17 protein-coding genes are annotated in these 24,723 nt (G+C 48.5%); 8 read left to right on the top strand and 9 right to left on the bottom strand.

Going from position 1 to position 24,723, the window contains the following annotated elements; all coding sequences use genetic code 11:
• Positions 1 to 35: 35 nt before the first annotated feature.
• Positions 36 to 764, top strand: a complete 729-nt coding sequence (gene trmB / locus BWI93_RS24590) for a tRNA (guanosine(46)-N7)-methyltransferase TrmB (protein ID WP_094816319.1) — start codon at positions 36 to 38, stop codon at positions 762 to 764.
• 66 nt (positions 765 to 830) lie between these two features.
• Here the strand turns inward: trmB and BWI93_RS24585 are convergent, their stop codons facing one another.
• Positions 831 to 2,654, bottom strand: a complete 1,824-nt coding sequence (locus BWI93_RS24585; protein WP_094816317.1) for an ABC transporter ATP-binding protein — start codon at positions 2,652 to 2,654, stop codon at positions 831 to 833.
• Positions 2,655 to 3,033: 379 nt separating this feature from the next.
• On the opposite strand from BWI93_RS24585, the gene BWI93_RS24580 reads away from it, so the two are divergent.
• Positions 3,034 to 3,468 carry a cytochrome c gene (locus BWI93_RS24580; protein ID WP_094816315.1) on the top strand — a complete coding sequence of 145 codons (435 nt, stop codon included), beginning with the start codon at positions 3,034 to 3,036 and terminating at the stop codon, positions 3,466 to 3,468.
• A gap of 2 nt (positions 3,469 to 3,470) precedes the next feature.
• Here the strand turns inward: BWI93_RS24580 and lptC are convergent, their stop codons facing one another.
• The 3 genes from lptC to BWI93_RS24565 are packed head-to-tail and all read right to left on the bottom strand — an operon-like array spanning position 3,471 to position 6,066.
• The gene (gene lptC / locus BWI93_RS24575) at positions 3,471 to 4,016 is read right to left on the bottom strand and encodes an LPS export ABC transporter periplasmic protein LptC (protein WP_141217591.1); all 546 of its coding nucleotides are present in this window, start codon (positions 4,014 to 4,016) and stop codon (positions 3,471 to 3,473) included.
• Positions 4,017 to 4,028: 12 nt separating this feature from the next.
• The gene (locus tag BWI93_RS24570; protein ID WP_094816311.1) at positions 4,029 to 5,336 is read right to left on the bottom strand and encodes a hypothetical protein; all 1,308 of its coding nucleotides are present in this window, start codon (positions 5,334 to 5,336) and stop codon (positions 4,029 to 4,031) included.
• Positions 5,329 to 6,066, bottom strand: a complete 738-nt coding sequence (locus tag BWI93_RS24565; RefSeq protein WP_233207756.1) for a type III pantothenate kinase — start codon at positions 6,064 to 6,066, stop codon at positions 5,329 to 5,331. The genes BWI93_RS24570 and BWI93_RS24565 overlap by 8 nt, the downstream gene beginning before the upstream one ends.
• 77 nt (positions 6,067 to 6,143) lie before the next feature.
• Here BWI93_RS24565 and BWI93_RS24560 point away from each other — a divergent pair, with 77 nt between their 5' ends.
• Positions 6,144 to 6,806 carry a thiamine diphosphokinase gene (locus BWI93_RS24560; RefSeq protein WP_094816309.1) on the top strand — a complete coding sequence of 221 codons (663 nt, stop codon included), beginning with the start codon at positions 6,144 to 6,146 and terminating at the stop codon, positions 6,804 to 6,806.
• 40 nt (positions 6,807 to 6,846) lie between these two features.
• On the opposite strand, the gene BWI93_RS24555 is transcribed toward BWI93_RS24560, so the two are convergent.
• On the bottom strand, positions 6,847 to 9,285 hold the full coding sequence (locus tag BWI93_RS24555) for a TonB-dependent receptor (protein WP_094816307.1): 2,439 nt from the start codon (positions 9,283 to 9,285) through the stop codon (positions 6,847 to 6,849).
• A 708-nt stretch (positions 9,286 to 9,993) separates the two neighbouring features.
• On the opposite strand from BWI93_RS24555, the gene BWI93_RS24550 reads away from it, so the two are divergent.
• On the top strand, positions 9,994 to 12,279 hold the full coding sequence (locus BWI93_RS24550; RefSeq protein ID WP_094816306.1) for a penicillin-binding protein 1A: 2,286 nt from the start codon (positions 9,994 to 9,996) through the stop codon (positions 12,277 to 12,279).
• A 252-nt stretch (positions 12,280 to 12,531) separates the two neighbouring features.
• Here the strand turns inward: BWI93_RS24550 and BWI93_RS28375 are convergent, their stop codons facing one another.
• Together BWI93_RS28375 and BWI93_RS24540 are read right to left on the bottom strand one after the other, a co-directional pair.
• Entirely contained in the window at positions 12,532 to 15,015 is a 2,484-nt protein-coding gene (locus BWI93_RS28375) for a VCBS repeat-containing protein (protein ID WP_255158057.1), read from the bottom strand.
• A 47-nt stretch (positions 15,016 to 15,062) separates the two neighbouring features.
• Positions 15,063 to 15,776, bottom strand: coding sequence for a VCBS repeat-containing protein (locus tag BWI93_RS24540; protein ID WP_094816304.1), 714 nt, complete (start codon positions 15,774 to 15,776; stop codon positions 15,063 to 15,065).
• Between the two features lie 86 nt (positions 15,777 to 15,862).
• Here BWI93_RS24540 and BWI93_RS24535 point away from each other — a divergent pair, with 86 nt between their 5' ends.
• The 3 genes from BWI93_RS24535 (at position 15,863) to BWI93_RS24525 (ending at position 19,383) form a co-directional block, all read left to right on the top strand.
• Positions 15,863 to 17,074: a glycerate kinase gene (locus BWI93_RS24535; protein WP_255158053.1), complete on the top strand. Its 1,212-nt coding sequence runs from the start codon at positions 15,863 to 15,865 to the stop codon at positions 17,072 to 17,074.
• Between the two features lie 3 nt (positions 17,075 to 17,077).
• Positions 17,078 to 18,886, top strand: a complete 1,809-nt coding sequence (gene uvrC / locus BWI93_RS24530; RefSeq protein ID WP_094816303.1) for an excinuclease ABC subunit UvrC — start codon at positions 17,078 to 17,080, stop codon at positions 18,884 to 18,886.
• 134 nt (positions 18,887 to 19,020) lie between these two features.
• The gene (locus BWI93_RS24525; RefSeq protein ID WP_094816302.1) at positions 19,021 to 19,383 is read left to right on the top strand and encodes a hypothetical protein; all 363 of its coding nucleotides are present in this window, start codon (positions 19,021 to 19,023) and stop codon (positions 19,381 to 19,383) included.
• A gap of 111 nt (positions 19,384 to 19,494) precedes the next feature.
• On the opposite strand, the gene BWI93_RS24520 is transcribed toward BWI93_RS24525, so the two are convergent.
• Positions 19,495 to 22,182: a TonB-dependent receptor gene (locus tag BWI93_RS24520; protein ID WP_233207757.1), complete on the bottom strand. Its 2,688-nt coding sequence runs from the start codon at positions 22,180 to 22,182 to the stop codon at positions 19,495 to 19,497.
• A gap of 386 nt (positions 22,183 to 22,568) precedes the next feature.
• On the opposite strand from BWI93_RS24520, the gene BWI93_RS24510 reads away from it, so the two are divergent.
• Positions 22,569 to 23,585, top strand: coding sequence for a type IX secretion system membrane protein PorP/SprF (locus tag BWI93_RS24510; protein ID WP_176454326.1), 1,017 nt, complete (start codon positions 22,569 to 22,571; stop codon positions 23,583 to 23,585).
• Positions 23,586 to 23,641: 56 nt separating this feature from the next.
• Here the strand turns inward: BWI93_RS24510 and gldN are convergent, their stop codons facing one another.
• Positions 23,642 to 24,718, bottom strand: coding sequence for a gliding motility protein GldN (gene gldN, locus BWI93_RS24505; protein ID WP_158242689.1), 1,077 nt, complete (start codon positions 24,716 to 24,718; stop codon positions 23,642 to 23,644).
• Positions 24,719 to 24,723: the final 5 nt, after the last annotated feature.

Here is a 24,723-nt window from a genome sequence, read left to right as displayed (position 1 = left end):
TCTCTACCTTTGTAAGGTTAAACTTACAGGTAGTCGTGTCACGTCAAAAACTCCATTTTTTTGCTCATAACGCCCAGACCGATAACGTGCTGGAGCCACCCAAGCCCTTATTTTACGCCATCAAAGGCCACTGGCATGACCAGTTTTTCAAGAATGAAAATCCACTGATTGTAGAGATTGGATGCGGTAAGGGTGAATATACAGTAGGACTGGGAAAGGTATTCCCGGACAAGAATTTCGTTGGTGTGGATATGAAAGGCGACCGCATGGCCCGCGGCAGTAAGCAGGCCATTAATGCAGGGCTTACCAACATTGGTTTCCTCCGCACCATCGTACAGGATGTAGAACTATACTTTGCTCCTGACGAGGTGGATGAACTCTGGGTTACGTTTCCGGACCCACGGCCCCGTAATCGGGATATTAAACGTCGGCTCACGCATCCACGTTTTCTACGTATGTACGCCAGTATGCTCAAGCAAGGCGGTATCTTCCACTTGAAAACGGATAGCGATAGTCTGTTTGATTATACTCTTGAGACACTCCAAGCCTTTGGTTGTGAAAACCTGATCTACACTCGGGATTTATATCAATCCGAACTCAACATGCGGCACTTTGGTATTAAAACCAGGTACGAAACTCTATTTTACGAGCAAGGATACAGCATTAAATACCTCAGTTGCAATCTGACGCCCAAACTTACCGAAGCCGAAGAACAGGCCTTGATGATCAATGAACCCGAGGCAATCGTTAGTATTTCAGAATAAGAAACCATCTTAAAACAGAAGAGCGACGAGCAATGTACTCGCCGCTCTTCTGTTTTAACGCTATATTTATACGCCCTGCATCATACTGAGACGACGGTACATGCCTTCTTTCTGCTCCAGCAATTCAAGGTGCGTTCCCTGCTCAATGATCTCCCCGTGCTGTAATACCAAAATCTGATCAGCGTGCTGAATAGTACTCAGGCGGTGGGCAATGACCAAGGTAGTCCGGTTTTTCATCAGTCGGGTCAAGGCCTCCTGTACCAGTTTTTCTGATTCCGTATCCAGTGCAGACGTTGCTTCATCCAGAATCAGGATTGGTGGGTTTTTCAAGATAGCCCGGGCAATGGAAATACGTTGCCGCTGACCACCCGAAAGCTTACTTCCCCGATCACCAATCGTGGTTTGATAGCCCTCGGGCGTTTGAATGATAAACTCATGGGCGTTGGCAATGCGAGCGGCTTCTTCTACCTGCTCGGGCGTAGCGTTAATGCCAAAGGAGATATTATTAAAAATCGTATCGTTGAAGAGAATGGATTCCTGCGTTACGATTCCCATCAGATTTCGTAACGATTGCTGCGTTACCTGCCGAATATCCATACCATCGATCAGAATCTGACCGCCCGTTACATCAAAAAACCGGGGAATCAGGTCAGCAATCGTCGATTTCCCACTGCCTGATGAACCGACTAAAGCCACCGTTTGACCTTTCGGAATGGAGAAGGAAATGTTTTTTATTACGTTACGATCTTCCTGATACGCGAAGGTGATGTTTTGTACCTCGATGCCCTGCTGAAAATCTTTCAGTACAGTCGCGTTAGGTTGGTCCTCGATCAGTCGCGGCGTATCCATCAACCGGAAAATGCGATCCGCTGAAGCTTTTCCACGTTGCATCCCCGAAATGGAATTAGAAATTTCCTTGGCCGGCCGGGTAACCTGCGAAAACAGGACAATGTAGGCAATGAAATCTTTGGCATCCATACCCGACTGTCCGGAAAGTACTAACCCCCCACCATACAGCAGAATTCCCGCTACGACGCATACGCCCAGTAACTCCGAAAGCGGTGAAGCCATTTCCTGTCGATAGATCATATTCCGCCAGACGCGGTAATACTTCCGGTTTTCCCGGTCGAATTTCTCTCCAATAAACCGCTCGGCGTTAAAGCCCTTCACGACCCGAACACCGCCGAAAGTTTCCTCGATTACGCTCAGAATATTAGCCATAGTCAACTGGACTTCGATGGCGTGTTCTTTCAGGCGTTTACTCAGTAGACCAATGATGGCTCCGGACAAAGGAATGACCACCAGGGAGAACAAGGTCAATTCTACTGACAGATAGAATAGTGTAATGAAGTAGCCAATCAGTAAGATGATTTCTTTGAAAATAGCCCCAAACGCTCGTCCAATCGAACCTTCTACTTCCAGAATGTCCGTCGTAAGGCGAGCCATCAAATCTCCTTTGCGTTCATTGTTGAAAAAACCCAAGTGCAGACTGATGATTCGTTCAAACACGGCCGAACGGAGATTCGTAATGGTAGAACCCCGCATCTTTTCAATGACCCGACTCGACAGATAACGAAAGATATTTGAAAGTAAAACCGAACTGATAATTACTACGCAGACAAATCGCAGGGCGGCCAGTTTACCATGATTGGTAGTTGCATCGTAGAGGTAGTATTTGAATAAATCAATGAAGTACTGAGGCTCCCATTCAAAGGTGGGCCGGGTCACAACCGCTGCGGGTTGTACATCAAAGAGTACGCCTAGCAAAGGGCCGATCAGGGCGAAATTGAGGATTCCAAAGAGACTACCCAGCAGCGAACAGATCAGATAGGGAATCACAAACCGCCCTAAGGGCTGTGCGTACTGTAAAAGGCGTAAATATGTTTTCATGTATCTTAACCAAAAATAACCTGCCCGGAAGAATAAGCAACGTTATGATTATACGGCGGCGGAACTTGTTTTACGAATCAATTCTATTTTCACAAAAGTAGGGGGCGTTCGCTTTTAGGGATACGTAAAGCCAGATAAAGATGAAATAATTTTCTGGATGTCTCTTCAAAAGCCGTACTTCAGGAAAGCGAATGGAACCCGCGTTAAGCCGCTAAACATGAAGCAAATGCCCTTTTTTCATTAAATACCTCGTACTTTCTTCTTGCTTTGCTAGGCCTTTAAACGCAGTAGATACTAGATACCATGGCGACTCAACGGACGCTTTTGGCTAACTTCGAATTTCATTTTGATCCATTCACTGATTGATCATTGACCAGTCATGCCTATCATAAAAGCCCTGAAAACGTCAGTATACCTTCTGTTCGTAGCAATAGCGGGATTAACCGCCTGCCAGTCAGAAGCGGAAATCAAGCGGCAACAATACGTAGCCGAAGGGTTTGATCTTTACAAGAAAAGCTGTATGAATTGCCATCAGGCTCAGGGCGAAGGAATGGCCAATCTGTATCCACCGCTGGCTGGCTCCGATTTTCTTACGGCCTCCAACAAAGCTCTCGTCATCTGTGGCATGCGAAACGGTTTTCAACATCCGCTACGCGTAAACGGAAAGCTGTACCGGCAGCCCATGCCCGGCAACACGGCCTTAAAAGCCCTTGATCTGGCCGTGCTAACCACTTTCCTGTACAATGAATGGGGAAATGAAAAGAAGATTACGGATGTAACCGAGGTTGAAAAAGCGTTGGCTCAGTGCCCTTAGCCTTATTCAGGAAGATCATTCACCTGCATCTGGCTATTACGTACTTTTCCCAGACCGTATTGCTTAAAGTCCTGCGTAGCCACCAGCCCCGTCCCATTAGTAACACCGGTGGGGGTGCGGCTCGTTACGGGTCGATCTGTATAGATGCGTTTTTGGTCGGGGCTCCAGAATAGTTCGTCCGTTTCGAGGGTTTCCTGCTTGATCCGGTTTTCAATTTTTACGTGTCCGATCATACGGTACAGGTTTTGCATCCGAATGTACCGCCCGGAATCTGCCCGTAGCCAGGTGTGTTCGGTACCGGCTTTATCGTAAAAATACAGTCGGATCTCTTTGGGAAAAATCCGATCGCCTGTCAGCAAATCCAACTGAACGGGCGTTACCATACGGATCACTTTATGGCCCGAATCGCTGTATACAACCTGCACATCGTAGGTTTCCTGCTGAGGCCCGGTATAGGGTTTCGAATTAACAACCTGTTTTTCTTCACAGGCCATTAATCCAAAGGCACTCAACAAAATACAGGAAAGAAAAAACGTTACTTGTCTCATGGCTTCAATCAACTAATCGACCACCTGACGGTAGAACCACTGGTCGCTGATGGTGAAACCAAGATTAATCCGAAAGAATTGTTCCTTAATGATGCCCGTGCCTTCTTTTCCCCGCTGACCTACTGTAAGGCCAAGGTTTGCATCCGAAAGACCTACTTTCGTTAGCGGTAAGCCCATACCAATGGATAAGCTGGCCTCATTGATGCGTTGCCCACGAACGCTGTAGGGCAATTGCGAGAAATTCACGCCGAAGCGGTACGGAATCCGGTTCCAGTAGGTAGAGGATACAATGTTAGGCGTGTACTCCAGTCCTGCACTGACCTGGTAGCTATCCTGCATATTCTGATTGCTCCGGTTGAAATCCCGGAACTGCGACCATTGCTGCATGGAAAAATCGGCCGTAACGGCCAGGCGATAGGGGTTTTCGTACGATAGTCCGATGCGGTAGCTGCCCGGTAAGTTCACCCGACCACTCCCATTGTAACTTAAGGTATCGTTACTGCCCGCAACGGGAATCTCGCCCACAAGAGCCGATTGCGTACTTACCCGCGATGTACGCAGCTGGGTAGGCAACTCATAGGTACCCCCAACGTTCAGGTAGCGTTTGTCGCTGAATTTAAAGCGGTAAGCCAGACCTCCTTTAAAAAGGAAATTCCGGTTTTGATCCGTATCGGTAAAGAGCAGCGTATAATCGTTGCCATCGCCTCGGAGGGTTTGCGTCGATACTTCCCGGGTGAGGGTTCCGAAAAGATACGAAGCCGAAATACCGGCGTACAGGTTTTTATAAACGCGAACACCGTTCACGAACGAAACCTTGTTCATGCCTCCTGACCCCCGGTATTCGGTCAGCGAAGAGAACATATCACCGGGGATTGTACTCACTCTACGATTGTTGTAATCGAGGTAACTGTACGGGGTATAGTTCAGGCTGGAAGTCCAGCGGCTATTTATCGGAAAAGCCATCGCCAGATAATTCAGATTCCCCCCCACCACATTTTGCTGCAGATTTCCTTCTTTCAACTGTTTGGACTGAATCAGCGTACCTACTTCAAGCGTCGTAATGCGGTTACGGGCAATCAGAGCGGGGTTTATGTTATTAATGAACAGACCGTTGGCGTAACTCACCCCTGATCCACCCATCATTTGCTGAGCTGCAAAAGCATCACTAAATCTTTCCCCGATACCGTAGGTAGAATATGGTGTATTACCCAAGCCCTGACCCACTGCCTGTAATGAACAGAGTCCTGAAAAAACCAACACTGCCCCAAACGAGCGGCTAACGGATGACTGAAGGCGGGTAATGATTGACTTTTTAGACATTATAGTTTAAAATTCGGTGTAGGCCCAGGAGGACCAGTTCGGGGGCTGCAAATATCGGTTCTTTCAGTCGAGATTCAAACAGAGGAGCATCCCCTCCACACAAAATGACTTGAAAATCAGGATAAATACTACGGTATTGTTCGATGAGGCCCTGTACTTCGGCGATTAGTCCGTATAAAACACCGCTTTGCATGGCGTGAATGGTACTCTTGCCTACCAGGGGCGGAAAAGTCTCGGGCACTTCCACAAGGGGTAATCGTTGGGTAAACGAATGCATGGCTTTAAATCGCATACGAAGCCCGGGAGAAATCAGACCGCCGTGAAAATTATTTTCCGTATCCACATAATCATACGTGATACAGGTACCCATGTCAATGACCAGTGCGTTGCGGTCGGGAAACAACTGACGGGCTCCAATGGCCGCAGCTACGCGGTCGGCTCCCAGGGTATGCGGCGTATCGTAACATTTGGTTAGCGGCACGGGCGTTTGCGGGGTAAGCCAGAGGATGGGCGAAGGCAGAAAGGCAAACCAGCTACGTATTTTTTCTTCTGCATGCCCCGTGGAAGACAGCACCACCCGAGCGGGCTTGCGTTCGCGAACATATTCCAGCAATTCCGGTATGGTAAAATTCCAGTGCGTTTCCTGTAAATGTCCATCCGCCGTAAAAAGGCCGGTTTTGGCGTAAGTATTGCCCAGATCAATGGCCAGAGCGTACGTTTCTGATTTCAAGTTTCAAGCTTTGTTAGGCATCTTTGCGAATCGCAACGCGAACTTCAAACCAGAATCCCGAAACTCAAAATAATCCGGTGTCTTCTCATCATATCATCCGCGAAAAACAGGAACCAGCCCTGGTCATTGCCAATGGCGAAGCCTGTAGCTGGGATTTACTGGCTCAGTTGCTGGAATGGTCCCCTTTGGTAGTCGTACTCGACGGAGCCATCAAGCGTGTACTGGAGCTGGGCATCAAGGTAGATGTACTGCTGGGAGATTTTGACCGGGACATTAACCTCGACGAAATTCGCCAGGCTCAATATCCCATTGAGTTCGTCCATACACCCGACCAGAACAAAACCGATCTGGAAAAAGCTTTTGATTTTCTCATCGAACGCGGCCACGAAGCCGTAAACGTGGTCTGGGCGACGGGTCGCCGGGCCGATCATACGATCACCAACATTACCAACATCGTCCGGGTACGCGATCAGATCAAAGTGGTTTTACTGGATGATCATTCCCGTATTTTCCTGCTTGCTTACCATTACGAAAAATGGTACACGGCCCGTACGCCACTTTCGCTCATTCCGGTAGGTACCGTAGCGGGCATTCGTACGGAAGGATTAACGTATAACCTGTTTAACGAATCGCTGCAAATAGGTTACCGTACGGGCAGCAGCAACGAAGCCGCTCAGGACGGACTAGTGAAGATTGCATACGAATCGGGGGATTTATTGTTAATGGAATGTTGGGATTGACCCGTAAAGACGTCTATCGGAGGCGTCTTTACGGAAAACCTTACTGCACTCGGTAACTCACCTTTACCGTCCCGATCCGACCATCGGAGCAAGCTCCTTCCAATTGAGCCTGAATCTGGGTGGCATGATCGGTATTATAAAACGTGATTCGGGCCTTACCATTTTCGTCCGTTTGGACATGCGGATTCCAGTATAGGGTCGAACGGTAATCAGGTCGCCGGTTTTCGGGTGCATCCACACTATAATCCGGCGAATAGAACTCCCGAACTTTGGCGTATCCATCCAGCACCCGTATCAACTGTCCAGGTATCGTTTCTTTGGACCAGTCGTAAGAGGTGTTGCCGCGTTTGGTTAAAATCGAAATTACTCCTCCCGCACCCCGCGAGCCATAAATGGCCGCCGAACTTCCCTTGAGTACATCCACGTAATCCACATCCGTAGGCGGAATGGTAGCCACCGTTTGCTTGTCTACCGGTATTCCATCCAGTACGAACAGGGGTTCAACCACGCCCGAAAAATTCATAGCCCCGCGAATCTGCACCGTATATTCCATCCCCCCACCCGAGATAGTCAAGCCAGCCACCCGTCCCTGCAGAACCTGAAATATTGAAGTAGCTCCAGACGCATTCATCTGGTCGAATTTCACTGTTGCGTCGGACCGACCGTAGATCTTACGGCTATCCGTCTCTTCCGTTCGTCGGGCTTTTACCGTTATTTCCTTTAGTAAGCGTGCTTTGTCGAGCCGAAATCTCCGCTCGATTTCCAGGTTTTCGTTCGCCCGGCTCAAGTAGTTGGCAAACGCCTCTGCCTGAATATCTACGGGTTGAAAAGGCGTTTTTATTAATCGGACGGTGGGTGCGGGAAATCCATGTAGCGTAACACTCAGATTCCGGTCATTCTTACCGGCAACGGCCTGCATCATTACTTTCACCGAATCGCCGAAGTATAAGTTGTGAAAGGCATACGAGCCATCCGCTTCGGCAGGAACGACTTCCAGCATGGGAGCCTGGCGGGGCGGTGTCATGAACATGGTTACATTAATGCCTTTCTTCTCCAGAATTTTGCCGTTAGGCCGGGTAACTTTGCCCGTCAGTGACAGCCCCTGTTCTACCCAGTACGCTGGCCTTTTGGACTCCTCGGTTAGAATCTGTTTCCAGTTAAAACGTCGCCAACCCTGCGTCATCATCAGAAAATCCAGGTACAACACCGCATTTGTATTTTGTGAATCAAAGTAATAACCGGGTTCTTCGATAAATCCTTTCAAATCGGAACTCATGAGCAAATAGGAAACCAGGGTTTGCGGGTACCGTTCCGGCGTTACCTGACCAGCGTCCGTTACTGCCAGTGAAAAATCGCCCAATACGGGTTTGCCCGCGGCATCTTTGGCTTCAAAATCCAGGGTTACTTTTTCGCGGGGCTTGTACGCAGCTTTATCCGTTTTTAATTCAAGACTGAGTATACTATTGGGCTGACGAACGTAGGCCAGACGCTCGGCAAGCGGTTCGGCATTCGCTCCAAAAAGTGTAAACTGGACAATCCCTTCTTCCGTAAATTTGGCTCTCGGTACATTGGCAACAAAAGTTTTCTTACCCGTCGAACCCTTGGCAACAAAGAGTACTTCGCCCCGCATCTGAGCTACGATAAACAGTTCTTTATTTGCTTCAGTAGCGGGTAACTGATTGAATATAAACACCCGAATCAGGTCTTTATTCGATAGATTATCAACAATCAGTACGTGGCCTTGCGGTTTGGCTTCGGGTAAAGTCAGGCGTTGGGTAGTGGTACCATGGTTGAATACCGCCGTATATGTCTTTCCGGCCCTGGGAGTCATCATCAATCGGCCCATCCCCAGGTGTTCGGATTGAAAGGCGGTAACCGTATCCTTGTTATCTTCCAGAATTACGCCCTGTATCGCCACTCCTCGTCCAGACTGATTAATCGCTTTAAATCCAACCCGGCATTCAATGTCCTGAACCAGATCGCCGCCTTCCGGAAAAAACTGCACGGAGCACTCTTCTTTGGCCTGAACCAGGTTTCGTTCGGTTACAGCGGGCTGGTATACCTGAAATTCTTTGGTAAAAAAGAAGTCGTCATCAAAATTTCGCATCCAGTTTGTGTAGGCCCGGATCTGATATAAGCCTTCCTGAAGCGTATCAGCCAGATAGAAGTCACCCGTCGCCATGCCTTCGCTGGGAAGTACCCGTTTTTGCAACAGCGTTTTTCCATTACTAATTAGATCCACATACAATACCCGACTTACTGTATCCGCCCGATGACTGGCTGCATCGAAAAGATAACCTTTAAACCAAATGGTTTCGCCCAGAGCATAATAAGGTCGGTCGCAGTGGAGGTATACTTTTTCCTGAGGAAACTCCTGATGATAAGCATTGAATCGATTGACGATGCGGGTCAGTACATCATCAGCAGTAAAGGCCAGTAGTAGCCCCAGACCCGCAAATACGGGAAGCAGGTATCGCATGGAAGTAAGGTTAGGATAGGTCGAAAATGGGACAAAGGATAATTTTGTATTACAAAAAGAATATTAAATGGAATATTTTCATAAAAGTTGAAAATTTCTAATTTTTTTAATTAAAAAAAGAGTATAAATCAGGCAAATGCTACTCTTGTATATAGAAGTAATTGTATTAGGTTTGTTCAAAAATCCCTTTTTCTCTGAGGAAGGGATTTTTTATGTTTCTACCCCACTTTTACTGCCTATCGACTACGTAATGAACTGGCTTCCTTTCAATCTATTTTCAGACGTAGATTATCATCCAAGACACATTCCCTTTCCAACTGTTTTTGTTGCTTAACGTCGTCCCTGGATACTTTCGATGCTTGTGCATACGTACACGTTTCGGATAGGCCAGGAACGTTACCCGGAATGCTGACCCTCGCCGGGAAAAGCAACGATTCCTGGAGTGAGCGAGTCCTCCAGCACCGCCTGTCCGTTTTGACCGCACACACGGCGGGCGAAACAAGACAAATTTTATTAGTCATGCATCCGTAAAAACCCCTATTTTACAGCCGTTTGCTCAACTACGTGGCCGAAAGACGCCCAAAAGGCTTCTTTAATACCCGGCAATGTATACGAGTGAGCCTCTACCCAGCGTTGAACCTTGCAAGACATCCTTGGTCTTCCGCTGGTTCCTTTGCACCTTTGTAATTATACACCTTTCTCATTGCTATGTTTAAGTTGCTTCCGGGTCCTTATAAGCAAATGATCCGTCAGGTCTGGCGGTTTACGCTTTTTGCTTTGGGATCCTTCTTTTTGTATATCCTGGCCGTGTACTTCAACTTGTTCAATCTGTTCGGCGGTATGCCCAGCCTGAAGCAGTTGGACAACCCGCGTAATGAACTGGCTTCAGAAATTATATCGTCTGACGGTGTTGTGCTGGGTAGTTACTTTCTGGAAAACCGTAGTCCGGTCGAATTACAGGACATTTCTCCCAATGTTATTAATGCCCTTATTGCTACGGAGGACGTTCGTTTTGTTAAGCACTCGGGGATTGATCCGCGAGGAATTGGTCGATCGGTAGCCGGTATGGGGAAAGCCGGAGGCGGTAGTACGCTGACGCAACAGTTGGTGAAAAACCTGTTTGAAGCCCGTAGTGAACGCTACAAAGGGATTTTGGGCGATGTACCGCTGGTCAAGCTTTTGATTATTAAAACGAAGGAATGGATTACGGCCATTCAGCTGGAACGCCGGTACACGAAGCAGGAAATCATGCAGATGTACCTCAATACGGTGGAGTTTAGTGACAATGCTTACGGAATTCGTACGGCTTCCCTGCACTATTTCAGTAAAGAACCCTCACAGTTATCGGTAGAAGAAGCTGCTGTACTGGTAGGGATGTGCCAGAACCCGGATCGCTTTAATCCGCGGATGCACCCGGAGGCTTCCAAAACCCGTCGCAATATTGTAATGCAACAAATGGTGCATTACAACTTTCTAAGCCAGTCGCAGTACGAAGGTTATCAGGCCGATCCTATTGCCTTGCGGTTAAAATCCCTCAACCATAACAGCAATCAGGCTCCGTACTTCATTGCGGTCATGCGGGATCGACTGTTACAGGAAATTGAAGAACTCAACCGGCAGCGTTCCAGTGATGATCCATTAGATCTGTACACGAGCGGACTCAAAATTCACGTTACAATTGATTCGCGGATGCAACGCCACGCGGAAGATGCCTGTATGGAACACATTCAGGAACAACAGCGGCTCTTCAACGCTCACTGGAAAGGTCGTAACCCCTGGGTAGATGAAGGCGGACGCGAGTTGAAAGGCTTTATCGAGAATCGTATTGCTCCCCGTACGGAACGCTACCGTACCCTGAAACAGAGCTTCGGCGACGACAAGGAAAAAATCTGGAAAGGGTTGAATACGCCCGTTCGGATGCGAATTTTCTCGTACCGCGGCGAACGCGACACGACCATGACCCCCCTGGATTCCATTCGGTACTACAAGCGGTTTATGCACATCGGAATGATGTCGGAGGATCCGAATACGGGTCATGTAAAAGCCTGGGTAGGCGGTATCAACTTTAAGTACTTCAAGTTCGATCACGTGAAGCAATCGCGTCGCCAGCCGGGTTCTTCGTTTAAACCTTTCGTATACGCTACGGCTATCGACAAAGGATATACCCCCTGCGATATGGTGGAAGACGTTGCCACCTGTATTGGTAACTGGTGTCCTAAAAACTACGACGGGGGTGCTTCAGGCCGCAGTATGACCCTGCGACAAGCTATTGCGAAGTCGGTCAACACGATTTCGGTTCAGTTAATGAAGAAATTCGGAGCCGAAACGATTATTGAATACGCCCATCGACTCGGTGTAAAATCACCGGTTCCGAAGGATGTAACCATTTGTTTAGGTACATCCGACGTGAACCTATTCGAAATGGTGAACGCCTATTCAACGTTCGTGAATGGTGGCGTAGCCTGGGATGAACCCCAGACGGTTTTGCGAATTGAAGACCGCTACGGCAACGTACTGCGAAAGTTTGAAGCTACTACGCACGACGCCCTGAGCCCCGAAACGGCCTGGCGAATGGTATACATGCTTCAGGGAGCCACGCAGGAGCCCGGTGGTACTTCCGCCCGCCTCAATCGGGAGCCTTGTGGCCAGAATAATCAGATTGGTGGAAAGACGGGTACTACGTCAAACTACTCCGATGGTTGGTTCATGGGCGTAACGCAGGGACTAGTGACGGGCGTATGGGTAGGCGGCGACGAACGCTCCATTCACTTCCGGACGGGTGCTTTAGGCCAGGGGGGTCGAATGGCTTTGCCCGCCTGGGCCAAGTACATGAACCGCGTGTATGCCGATCGTTCGATTGGTCTTCAGAAAATTCCGTTCAAGAAGCCCGCGAATGACAAAGTTTGTGACAATCCTTTCGGTGACCGTTCGTACGGCGATTCGACCATTGTGATCCCTAACGAAAAGCGGCCTGCGGATGGCGAACTTCTGTAAGAAATCAGTAAAACAAAAGAAGCGGCCCTGAAAGAGCCGCTTCTTTTGTTTGTTCGCAGGTGTCGTTTGGGGTAGACCCTAAATATATCAGTAGGTTTTGTTCAAAAATCCTACAATTTTATCCAGTTAACTTTCCATTTCAAAATAAAAGCCAACTTTTTATATACTTTTTCAAATAAGCCCTCCACGTTTTGCGACTTACCTAGTACTTTTTATCGACTAATGCCCTGAGTTTAAAGTAAAAGTTCTCGATTAAAAGGCAAAAGCCTGTAGTTTCCCCTTGTTTCGTCCGACGAACAAACGGTACTTCTGCTGTACACGTACCAGAGTAAAGCCGCGGACCTGTCCGTTGAAAAAGCTTTTACCCGCGTGATGTTCCCTGAAAATCAGGGAAGATTCTTGGACCAGTAGGGTTCCTCGACTTGCGTCCAGGCGGCCTTTGGAAGGAGGCATCCCCCAAAGATTTCCACCCAGCAGAATATCAGGTTTGCCGTCTTTAGTAAAATCGTGAATGGCAATGGTAAATACGGGACTTTGTTGAGCCACCGGCGGCAGTGGTCGTAAGGTGAAATTACCTCGCCCTTCATTGATAAGCACCGACGAGCGGAATTCGACCGCTTTTTTCTCCAGCGTACCTCGCCGTTGGGCATTAGTAATGAGCTGATGGAAAGACTTTTCGGCAAATCCACTATTCGAAGGAAAGGGCGAATTCCAACCGGGTAGCTGTTGTTTCCATTCATCTTTCGTATCCAGCGGGTATTGTTCGCCATCCCTTTCAGCCAATGTCAGTAAGGCATCGATGCTATTATTACGGTCAAAATCGTTGATTTGCAGGTATAAGGGTCGGTCGTGAGACGCTTTGTATTCCGAATTCAGCCCCCAGTTCCCCACCACAAAATCCATATCCCCATCGCCGTCCAGATCGGCCTTTTGCAGAGCCGTCCACCAGCCTTCCGAGTTTGGAATGGTCTGGTTATGGGAATACGTAAACTTGCCACTTCGATTATAAAAAATCGTGATCGGCATCCACTCGCCTACAACCAACAGATCGGGCATTCCATCCGAATCCAAATCCTGCCAGGTGGCATCCGTTACCAGTCCAATTCGGCTGAGTACTTCGGGTGTATCTTCTTTAAACACCCCTTTTTCATTCCGGAACAGATAACTTTTGGGCGTGACGCCGTACGATCCGGGTACACTCCGGGCACCAACGAACAGGTCCAGATCGCCATCTTTATCAAAATCCGCTGCGGCCAGACATGAAGCATTCAGTGATACCGTGGGCATCTGGTCAGTAGCCAGGGTAAAGTTTCCTTTTCCATCATTCAGGTACAATCGAACCCAGGAACTATCGGCAGACTGGTTGCCACCCGAGGCTACCACCAAATCCAGATCCTTGTCGCCTTCCACGTCAAGAAAGAGGGCCGCTACTTCTTCCCGGTACTGATTTTCCAGAAAAGCGGGCTGATTACTAGGAAGAAACGTACCCTTTGGGGTTTGCAAAAGTAATTGTCCAGTCTGTCCCTGCACACCCGTTAAAAAAACGTCAACGAGTCCGTCTCCATTCACATCGCCCTGGGCTAGTTTAGGACCTTCTTTTGACAAGGTACGGGGCAGGTACGGCTGGCTCAGCAGATCATCAAAGGAGTCTTCCTGATGGCGGACTTCCTTCGGGAAGAGTTCCCCAGTAACGTCCGTTAGCACCCGGTTCGTTTTCAGCATGGTTGAGCCCACTCTATCCCGAGCTTCACTGGCATCCATAACCAGCGTCTGATTCGCCGTTACGGCCCGTAGTACCTGCATTTTAAAACCTGGCCAATAGACTACGATGGAATCGGCCTGTTGGGCCGAGCCTAATCCCACCTGCAAAATAGGCTCCTGACTCGACTGGTATCCCTGATTGGGTTGTAAAATGATTTTTTGCTGTAACTCACCCGTAAATACCCGGATTTCGGCTCCGTATCCAAATGGATTACCCGCAGGGCCTTTAAACTTGATTTTCAGCGACTGTATTTTTTGTGCTTCGTCGAAATCGTTGCGGTACAGACTAGCGGGTTTGCCCATCTGATTAATGATCAAATCCAGATCACCGTCGTTATCTAAATCGGCGTAAGCGGCTCCGTTTGAGAAACTGGGTTCACCCAAACCCAGTCGAACGGCCTGATTTTCGAAAGCAAAGTCCTTCTGATTCAGGAAAGCGAAACTCGACTGCGTTACAGAAGGCATCATCCGAAGCAGTGTTTTCAGAGAAAGCCGACCGCCTGCTTTGGAAAGTTTTTCGAGAAAATCCAGATTACGCGTATCCCGCATCAGGCCGTTCGGTACGAAGAGATCTTTCCAGCCATCCGTATCCAAATCCAGAATCAACCCACTATGACTGACATCGGTAGCCGCCACGCCTGCCAGCCAGGCCCGTTCGGAAAATTGCCCTTCATTGCGTTGCAGCGTATTGTGACCTACCGTCGGCAAAACCTGCTGATTATTGCCAAATCGTGCCTGCGTACGGCGACGGATGGCATCATCCGAGAGTACGGACGCGGTAAAGAGATCGGTATAGGCATCGTTATCCAGATCGGCGGCGGCTAGCCCCAGACTTCGCTCAGGCGTGTGAGCAAAGGGATACGTTTCCGCAAATGCTCCTTTCTGCTGGTTAATATACACAACGTCGTTTTCGGGAAAATCCCGCGAAAGAGCGACATCCGGCCACTGATCCCCGTTGAAATCAGCGACGGCGATGCCCGTACTGAAGCGTGCGGAGCGAAACCCAGCTTTCTCGGAAACGTCTATGAAAACGCCTTTTTCGTTCTGATACAGTCGATCCGGGCCATTCCGCCATTCCTTCGTAGATCCGGACTCGCCTGAAAATTATTCGCGACCAGACAATCGAGATCACCATCCAGATCATAATCGAAGAAAACGGCCTGTACGGCCTGCCGTTCGTTTTGTAAGCCTAGCTGCTGAGCCTGTTCCGTAAAAATGGGGACCCCCTGCTCGTTCAACGTTCCAGAATGGATGAACAATTCGTTCCGGGCATTCGCTCCAAAATGACAGACGTACAAGTCAAGCCAGCCGTCGGCGTTCACATCCGCCAGCGATACGCCCGCACTCCACTGCCCATTACCGCCAAGCCCTGCTGCTTTGGTTACGTCTTCAAACCGCCAGCCACCTCGGTTGAGATACAGGCGATTTTCACCGTTGCTGGAAGTAAAGAAAAGATCGGGCAAGCCATCATTATTCAAATCTCCGGCTCCTACGCCACCCGCTCCCAACAGGCGTTCGGCCAGACGCAGGAAGTTTTCCTGACGGGCCGAATCAGCGGGAAAATTCAGATACAAGCTATCCAGCCGGGGAAGTTGATCCCGAAAATCAAGCCCCGTAGCCGCGGTAGAAAGATGAACAAATACGGGATTTTCGGGAGCAACGTACGCCGGCTTCCGTTCCGAGCGTTGACAGCCCATAAGGAACACCAGCAAACATCCGAAAATCCAGTACTTCATGCGTAATTGGGGGAGAAAGGTTAGAAACGGCAATTTACCATTCGCCGCTCAATAAGACATAAAAAATCAGAGGTCATCCTTTAGAAATGCCGGAAACCGCTACCGGGGCCCGTACCTTCGTAGATGAACCTCTGCTTACGTATTTCATTCCACAGCGTATGAACATTTTACTCGCCCCTGATAAGTTTCGCGGTTCTTTAACGGCTACTGAAGTCTGTCAGGCGATGACGGAAGGCATTAAGGAAGCGTATCCTGAAGCCCAGATCGTAGCTCTTCCACTCTCGGATGGCGGGGAAGGCTTTCTGGAAACCCTGGTCGAAGCTACGCAGGGAACGTACCATGAAGTAAGCTGCCATGATCCGCTCATGCGACCGATTACGGCCCGCTGGGGGAAATCGGGTGATGGAACGACGGCTTTCATTGAAATGGCTACGGCGTCTGGACTAGCCTTACTACAACCCGAGGAGTATCAGGCTAGCCAGACCACCACTTACGGTACTGGTGAGCTAATGCAGGCCGCCATGGCTTCGGGTATCAAAAAGCTGGTACTGGGCATTGGCGGCTCGGCTACCACCGATGGCGGCATCGGTATGGCTCAGGCCCTGGGCTGGAACTTTTGCGATTCCGAGGGTCGGACACTGCCACCCGTGGGAGCTTCCTTATCCGGTATCCATAGCATTCACCCACCCGAACAGCCCGCGTATACAGGCGTGGAAATTGTTGTAGCTTCAGACGTTACAGCTGCACTTTTTGGTCCCGAAGGAGCGGCCTTCGTATACAGTCCGCAAAAGGGAGCCAGTCCCCAGGAAGTTGAAAATCTGGATGCCGGCTTGCAGCATCTTGCCGGGGTAGTTTCCCGTACCAACGTTGGCATAAGTTCTTTAGAAAAGAAGCCGGGAGCGGGTGCCGCGGGTGGTCTGGGCTTTGGATTGATGACTTTTTGCGGAGCCCACTTACGTCCCGGTGCGGAACTGGTGATGGAACTTGTGGGCCTGGATTTACTGTTACAAAAGGCTGAGCTAATCCTTACTGGCGAGGGAAAACTGGATACCCAAAGTCTCCAGGGTAAACTCATCGGGCGGCTTTGCGAGAAGGCCAAACCCCGAAAGATTCCCGTACTCGCTTTGTGTGGAACGCTGGCCGCTCCACCCACGGAATTACGGAAACTTGGCCTTAGTTATGCAACGTCCATCTTAACCGGACCCGTTGATTTACCCACGGCTTTGCATACGGCGTATGAACGATTGCGGGAAGCGAGTTTCTGGGCCATTCACTGGTATGTGACTCAAAAAAAATGAAGCATTATGGCATTTGATTATAAACAGGAATTAACGAGAATCCCGCACCAGCCGGGTGTATATCGCTATTTCGATGAGGAAGGAACCGTGATCTACGTGGGTAAAGCCAAAGATTTGCGGAACCGGGTAAGCAGTTATTTCCAGAATTCCCGTGATCACGACCGGAAAACCAAACGGCTGGTTTCATATATCCGCAAGATTGAGTTTACGATTGTTCCTACGGAATTCGACGCCCTGCTGCTCGAAAACTCCCTGATTAAGCAGTATCAGCCCCGCTTCAATATTCTGTTGCGGGATGATAAAATGTATCCCTTCATCTGTATTACCAACGAACGTTTTCCGCGTGTGATTACCATGCGGCGGGTGGATCGTAAGCTGGGCACGTTCTTCGGACCCTACGCCAACGTGAAGGCCATGCATAGTTTGCTGGAAATGTTCGGACAGTTGTATCCCATTCGTACCTGTAGCTATGCTCTTACGCAGCCCAATATTGACAATCGGAAGTTTAAAGTTTGTCTGGAGTACCACATTGGCCGTTGTAAAGGTCCCTGTGAGGGACTGGAAACGGAAGAGGCCTACAATCGCAAAATTGAGCAGATCAAGCAGATTCTAAAGGGTAATCTACAGATTCCCCGGCAGTTTCTTCAGGAACAGATGACCGATGCCGCCCAGCGACTGGACTTTGAGGAGGCTCAGGAGTGGAAAGAAAAACTGGAACTATTTGAGAACTTCCAGAGTCGGAGTACAGTCGTAAACCCCAACATTGGTAACGTAGACGTTTGTACCATCGTTTCGGATGAGACGACGGCTTTCCTCAATTTCATGCGGGTGGTTAGTGGTTTCATCAGTCAGACGCATACGTTCGAAGTCAAGAAGAAACTCGACGAAACCGACGAGGACATTATGACCATGTGGGCCTGGGAATTACGGACGCAATACGGTTCGGAAGCGAAGGAAATCATTACCAATCTGCCCTTATCGCTTGAACTAAAAGGACTGACCAACACCGTACCTCAGATCGGCGATAAGCGAAAGCTCATGGAAGTTTCGCTAAAAAATGTGCTGTTCTTCCGCAAAGAAAAGTCTGATCGGAAGGTAGCCGAAGACACCGCAGGCAATCCCAAGATGCGGGTACTGATGACGCTGAAAAATGATTTACAGCTCAAAACCATACCCCGGCACATTGAATGTTTCGATAACTCCAACATTCAGGGTACCAATCCGGTATCGGCTATGGTGTGTTTTATGGATGGGTTAGCTTCCAAGAAAGACTACCGCCACTTTATTCCCAAAACGGTAGAAGGGCCGAATGATTTTGCCACGATGAAAGAAGTGGTAGGTCGTCGCTATGCCCGTTTACTGGAAGAGGGCTTGTCCTTACCGGATCTGATTATCGTCGATGGTGGTAAGGGGCAATTATCGGCCGCGTGCGAGGCCCTGAAAGAGCTTAAACTTTACGGCCAAGTACCCATTGTAGGCATTGCCAAACGGCTGGAAGAAATTTATTTCCCCGAAGACCCAATCCCGCTTTACATCGACAAGCGTTCCGAAAGTCTCAAGCTCATTCAGCGACTCCGGGATGAGGCTCACCGCTTTGGTATCACCCATCACCGCGATCGCCGTAGCAAAGCCTTTTTGGTCAGTGAGCTGGAAGAAATCGAGGGAATTGGCAAGATAACGGCCGCCAAACTACTCAAGTATTTTAAAACCATGAAAGCCGTACGGGAGGCTTCGTTTGAAGAGATTGAAAAAGTGATGGGAAAAGACAAGGCTCAGAAAATCAGAAGCTACTTTGAAACGGCAAAAGCGTAAGTAGAAGGGCGTATCGACTCGAAAACAAGTAATCTAAAGCTTAAAGCTTTCGAAACTCATTTTTCGAATTGACTTTCGTCATATCTGGCGGAGATACCTGTGTGTAATTTTGGTGTATCAAATTGATAATCACTATGGTACGCACAGAAATCAACTCGCAATATCAGCACTCTTCCGCTACGCTCAGCCAACCCGCTGGCTCTTCGCTCTGGAACCGTTTTATGGCTTTCTGCGAAGGTCAGGAAGCTGAAAACCACTGGCTCTGGGCCGGAGCCACCATTGGTATCCAAGGCTGTATTTTAACGCCCCTACTGCTCTGGACGATCAGTCATTTCGGGCTCAATGATGCTTATTTGTTCGTCGCCGTAACCTCCATTTTCGGCGTCGTTGTTCCTAATCTTTCGGCATTATCGACCAAGGTTATTCTGCCAATCTTTTTAACCAGTCTGCTCGTTCACGTAACGATTATTCTCGGTACGCTTGCAACCTATTTATAATCCATTCCGTAGGTAAAAAATCCACCGCTGATTGGCGGTGGATTTTTTTATGACTTAAGAAAAAGCCCCTTCGCTGAGCAAAGGGGCTAACTAGTTTAGAGAAAAGCAGGATTAGTTGCGTTGTCCACCCGGACGACCTCCGCCCGGACGATTACCTCCCGGCGTACCATTTTGCGGCTGTTGGTTCTGGGGCTGACCGCCACCTTCTCCTTCGCCACCGCTCTTGATATCGTCGTTGTTTACACCCTTACCCCGACGGCGTTGCGGCTGATCGAAGCTCATCTTACCGATCCGGTAGCTGAACGTCACCCGTACCCCAGTGTTATAAAGCGTATTCACGCTCCGTTGACTAAAGGCCGGCGAATCGAAGCTGTTGCGTACCTTGAAACCATTGAAGTTGAGGAAGTTTTCCAATCCCAAACCCAAACTGGCCTTTTTATCCTTGAATTCTTTCCGTACACCCAAATTGTAGAAGGCCATTCCGCCCTGCGTTCCCTGTAGCTGAATCTGACGACCCCGAATAAAGCCAAAGCCCTGTACTGCCCAGCTATTTTTAAGGCTAATCGAGAGGTTGAAGCGACCACTTACGTTGAAACCTGAATTGGACGCCCGTAACGTAGTATTGCTACCGTTGCTCAGCATCGAGTACATAATGTCTGTACCACCGCCGACTGAAATCTTGGGTGTAATACTAACGTTTCCGAATACGTTAACTCCAACGACTTCCTGCTTTCCAATGTTACTCGAAGTAGTTACAATGGCATCGGCAGCCACACCTTCAAGCACTGAGTTCAGCACCGTTCCGTACGCAGTTCCTTCGAAGATTTGTTTGATGTCCCGCACATTGGAACGTACCTGCTCAATCGAATTACCGGTGTGACGGTAGAAACCCGTAAAGTTCAGGTACGTTTTGTTAATGGAAGTACTATAGGACATTTCCACATTGTCGGTCAACTCCGGACGCAGGTAGGGATTCCCTAAACTGACGTTAGCCGGATTGGCAATGTTTACGTTCGGGTTCAGGGACTGAATACCGGGCCGTTGCAAACGCAGGTTGTATCCCCACTTCAGTGTACCCGAACCAAGCGATTTAGAAATGTTAAAGCTGGGCACCAGGTTGTTATAATCCGGAATATCCAGTGAACTGAAGCCTACTTTGAAATCGGCATTGATAAACGTGCGTTCGTACCGGGCACCTGCCTTGAAGTACCATTTGTTTTTGGTGGAAAGCTGGTACGTTAAATAACCCGCCATTACATTCTGATCGTAATTCAGCTGGTTATTCGTCCGGGTCGTATCGGTGATGAAAGCTCCATTTTCGCCAGGGGCAACGAAGTATTTGTAATCACTTTGTACCTGACGGAAAATGCTCTTCCCTCCAAATTCCACAATTTGGGTTTTTCCGATCGGGGTTTGGTAATCGACCTGTATAGTCGTTTCCTGATTGTAGCTTTCGTTATCGTTTCGCTGACGGCTTCCAATGGTTCCTTCACCGTTCATCAATTCAGCCAGGTAATTATTCGTACGATTATTCCGGCTAAACTGACCCGAAATACTCAGTTCCTGCTGAGGCTTAAAGGTCTTGGTATAGTCAATATTGGCATCTACGGTATTAGAAAAATCCTTGGTATCAATATGTCGGGCATCAGTACTCGTCATTACACCACCCCGGTAGCGACCGGTTACCAGATCCTGCGTATTGTTTCCGTTTCGGGTTCCGAAGCTAATGTTTCCGTTTAATGAAGCCGTTTTGGAAATGTCGTAATCCATACCCAGCGAGTAGCGACCGAATAAATTCTGGTTCATCCCGGTCGACGTCTGATTCGTCAGCGTTTCAATACCTTCAACGATACTTGTCTGATCGTTGACATTTTTATTCTTCACGTTATAGCTGGCCCGGCCAAAACCATTGAGCGAAAAGCCAAGTTTTCCCCGACGGTAGTTTCCGTTCAGGCCCAAATTAGCTCCGCGGTTACCCACGCCCGAGTCAATGTTCAGGGTAAGTCCCTGAAGCGTATTTTTCTTCGTAATAATATTGATGATCCCACCGGAACCCTCCGCATCATATTTAGCCGAAGGTGACGTGATGACTTCAACGCTCTTAATCATTTCGGAAGGAATCAGCTTAAGTGCATCCGCTACACTTTGAGCGACAATCGTCGAAGGTTTGCCGTTGATCAGTACGCGTACGTTTGAACTTCCCCGCAATTGAACGTTTCCGTCCAGATCCACAGATAGCATGGGGACTTTCCGTAAGATGTCGCCCGCATCGCCCCCTTTCGCCGTAATATCTTTTTCTGCGTTATAGACCATGCGATCGACTTTCTCTTCAATCAATTCCCGCTGTCCAGTTACGGTTACTTCCTGAAGGGTACGGGTGGAACCTGAAAGCTTGATTACGCCGAGATCCAGGTCTTCTCCTTTTTTTACAGTTACATTGTCAACCGTTTTAGTCGTATAGCCAATGAAGGTGATCAACAGTTTGTAGTTTCCTTCCGCTACGCGATTCAGGGTAAATTTTCCCTTATCATCGGCCACCGTACCATCGACGGGTTTATTGGTTGCTTTATTATACAGGGCTACGCTGGCAAATTCTACGGCTTTTGTTAAAGCTGAATCCACCACAAATCCCGTAACCCTGGAATTACCCTTTGGATTTACGTCGGTATCAGTACCTGGGATAGCCGTCGGCTGGCCTCCTGGGGGAGCAGGAAACTGAGCAAAGGCCGTTCCGCAGGAAAGGATGGCAAAAAGGAAAAATAGATATTTAATCATGGCTCGTTTGAAGAACAGATTCATGCGTGTGGACCCCCAAATGGGAAAATAGGTTTGCGTTGTAACGAACTGGAAAGAGTAACCAGGTGCTAGAGATTCGTATAGATACTATTATTCAAAATTGAATGAAACATTCGAACTCAAGAGGGAAATTCGACGAAAGCGGTTTCTTTGGAGATCAAGGTTTTTGACTTATTTCAAGAAAGACCCTTGACTATCAAATCTTAACATATGTTTCAATTGTACAAAAGCAAAAAGTGTATCGACGTATGGCAAAAATGTATCGGCATCCGGGAAATGACTTAAAACTTTGACTTCGAAATACCGTATTACTATTTTATTTATTGGAAAGGTTTGTACTTCATCTTTGTATCTGGGCGTTTTCAAAAACGAAATCACCAATGGATGGAATGCGTATTCGTTACTTGCTAATTAGTTTTGTTCTTTCACTGCCCGTCGCCCAGGCTCAACAACGAGCTCAGTATAGTCAATACATGCTAAATCCGCTGGTGTTGAATCCCGCCGTTAGCGGGCTTGAGGATTTTATCGACGTTAAGGCGGGTTACCGTAATCAGTGGGCGGGTTGGCAGGGAGCACCTAAGACCTTTTATTTGACCGCTCACGGGGCCCTTAACAAGGCAGATCGCACCAGTACGTTGCCCGTTCGCGATCCTTATGGTCGCCCGTATCAACGAAGTCGTGTTTTCCCTTCACAGCCCGCCGCACCTTCCCATCATGGCGTGGGAGTTACCTTACTTCGCGATGAAACGGGACCTAGTTCACGTACTACGCTGCAAGTGAGCTATGCTTTACATTTACCAATTACGAACCGGATAAAAGTAGCCACCGGCGTCGGTATGGGTTTTACGCAACATACGCTGGATTTTGATTTGCTTCACGTACTTGAGCCGAATGACCCCGTCATTCAGCAGGGAAAGCTGAACACGTTTGTACCCGAACTAAATGCGGGTGTGCTTCTATACGATCCTAATTTTTACGTTGGATTTTCTGCCAGTCAGCTTTTTTTCAAAAAACTGGATTATGGACAAACTGGAACTGCTAATTACGAATGGCTGGGACGCCTGTATAACCATTATTTCCTGACGGCTGGCTATCGTTTCGAAGTAGATCCAGACTGGGCGATATTCCCTTCAGTACTGGTTAAATCCGTACGACCCCTGCCCCTTTCTTTCGACATCAACGCCAAGGTTGCATATCAGGATCGAATCTGGATGGGGCTTTCCTATCGGCATCAGGATGCAATTGTTGGTTTACTCGGCTTCAATGTTAACTACAAACTCAACATTGGCTATTCATATGATTTCACCCAGTCTTCGGTACGAATGGTATCTCGCGGAACGCATGAGATTGTCGTTGGGCTGATGTTCAATAACCGCCAACGTCTGGTTTGCCCCCGTATCTTCTAAACGTAAAAAGTCCGCCGGTTTCCCAGCGGACTTTTCCGTAAGCGTTTGACTCTATCCTAGTATTCCCACAAGTTGTGTTCCCACTCCATGAGTTTGTACTCCAACTGCTGAGCCTTAACCAGACCTTCTTTTTCGCCTCCATAAATCTGAGACAAGTAGGCATTTTTGGAATTTGATTGCTTCAGAATCCGAGAAGAGAACAACCGCAAATCAAAGGCATCCGCCATATTGAGGTGTTTCGCATTATTCTGATTGTTATACCAGATAAACTTCTTCGGATTACTACGGAAATATTGATCTACATCTCTGTACCGGAACGAAGCCACTTCACGATCCAGACCTGTAGACGTCTTAGCTGCGGGAATAATCAGTGTAATGGACTTCATATCGTAGTACTGGCGTGAACGACGCTTATCAAATACGTAGTCCTCTTTCAGTTCCAGTACGGTGATATCGGTAGGAAAATACTCGTAAGCTGAATTATCATCAGCGTATGAGGGCTGATCGAAACCACTGGTATCTTTTTTAGCACCCGTAGTACCTCCCCAGCCGTCATCTACGCCACCCGCTGCTGGAGCAGCAGGCTTCTTGGCATCTTTTTTCTTCGCACTATCGCCCCAGCCATCATCGCCAGCGGGAGCTGGATCACCAAATCCGGCCGCTTTTTCTTCATCCGAAAGCCCGGCACCCGTGCCTTCCATACGAAGGTTCGTCTGGAATTGTTCAGGGGTTAGTTCAGTAACCAGCGAATCATTTTTATACGCCTTCAGTACACCCGCTTTCATACCATCGATCAAATAGCGAGTAATCTCATTATTGGTCGAAAAGAAAGGCTGATTCTGGGTTTCCTGCAGGTCCATGCGACGCCAAAGCGTCGTTTTATACATAATATCTTCCTCATCAATGGGTCGCAAAGATTCAGAAGCACGGTTCCGTTCCGCCATTGCCGTCCGCTGATCGTTCATCGGAGCACGTTGCTCAGCTCCCAGTACCCGGGGTTGGGTATTGGTCGGAGCTGCCTGCAAGTTGGCTGGGGGAGCCTGCTCGGGCATCGGTGTTGGCTCCTGAGCATAGACCGATCCTGCCACTACCAGTGACAAGGTTAGTCCCGCAAATCCTCTCAATTTCGTCATGGCAA

The organism is Siphonobacter sp. BAB-5385, from assembly GCF_002261125.1.
Taxonomy (GTDB): domain Bacteria; phylum Bacteroidota; class Bacteroidia; order Cytophagales; family Spirosomataceae; genus Siphonobacter.
This window is presented reverse-complemented; position numbering and strand designations above follow the sequence as displayed.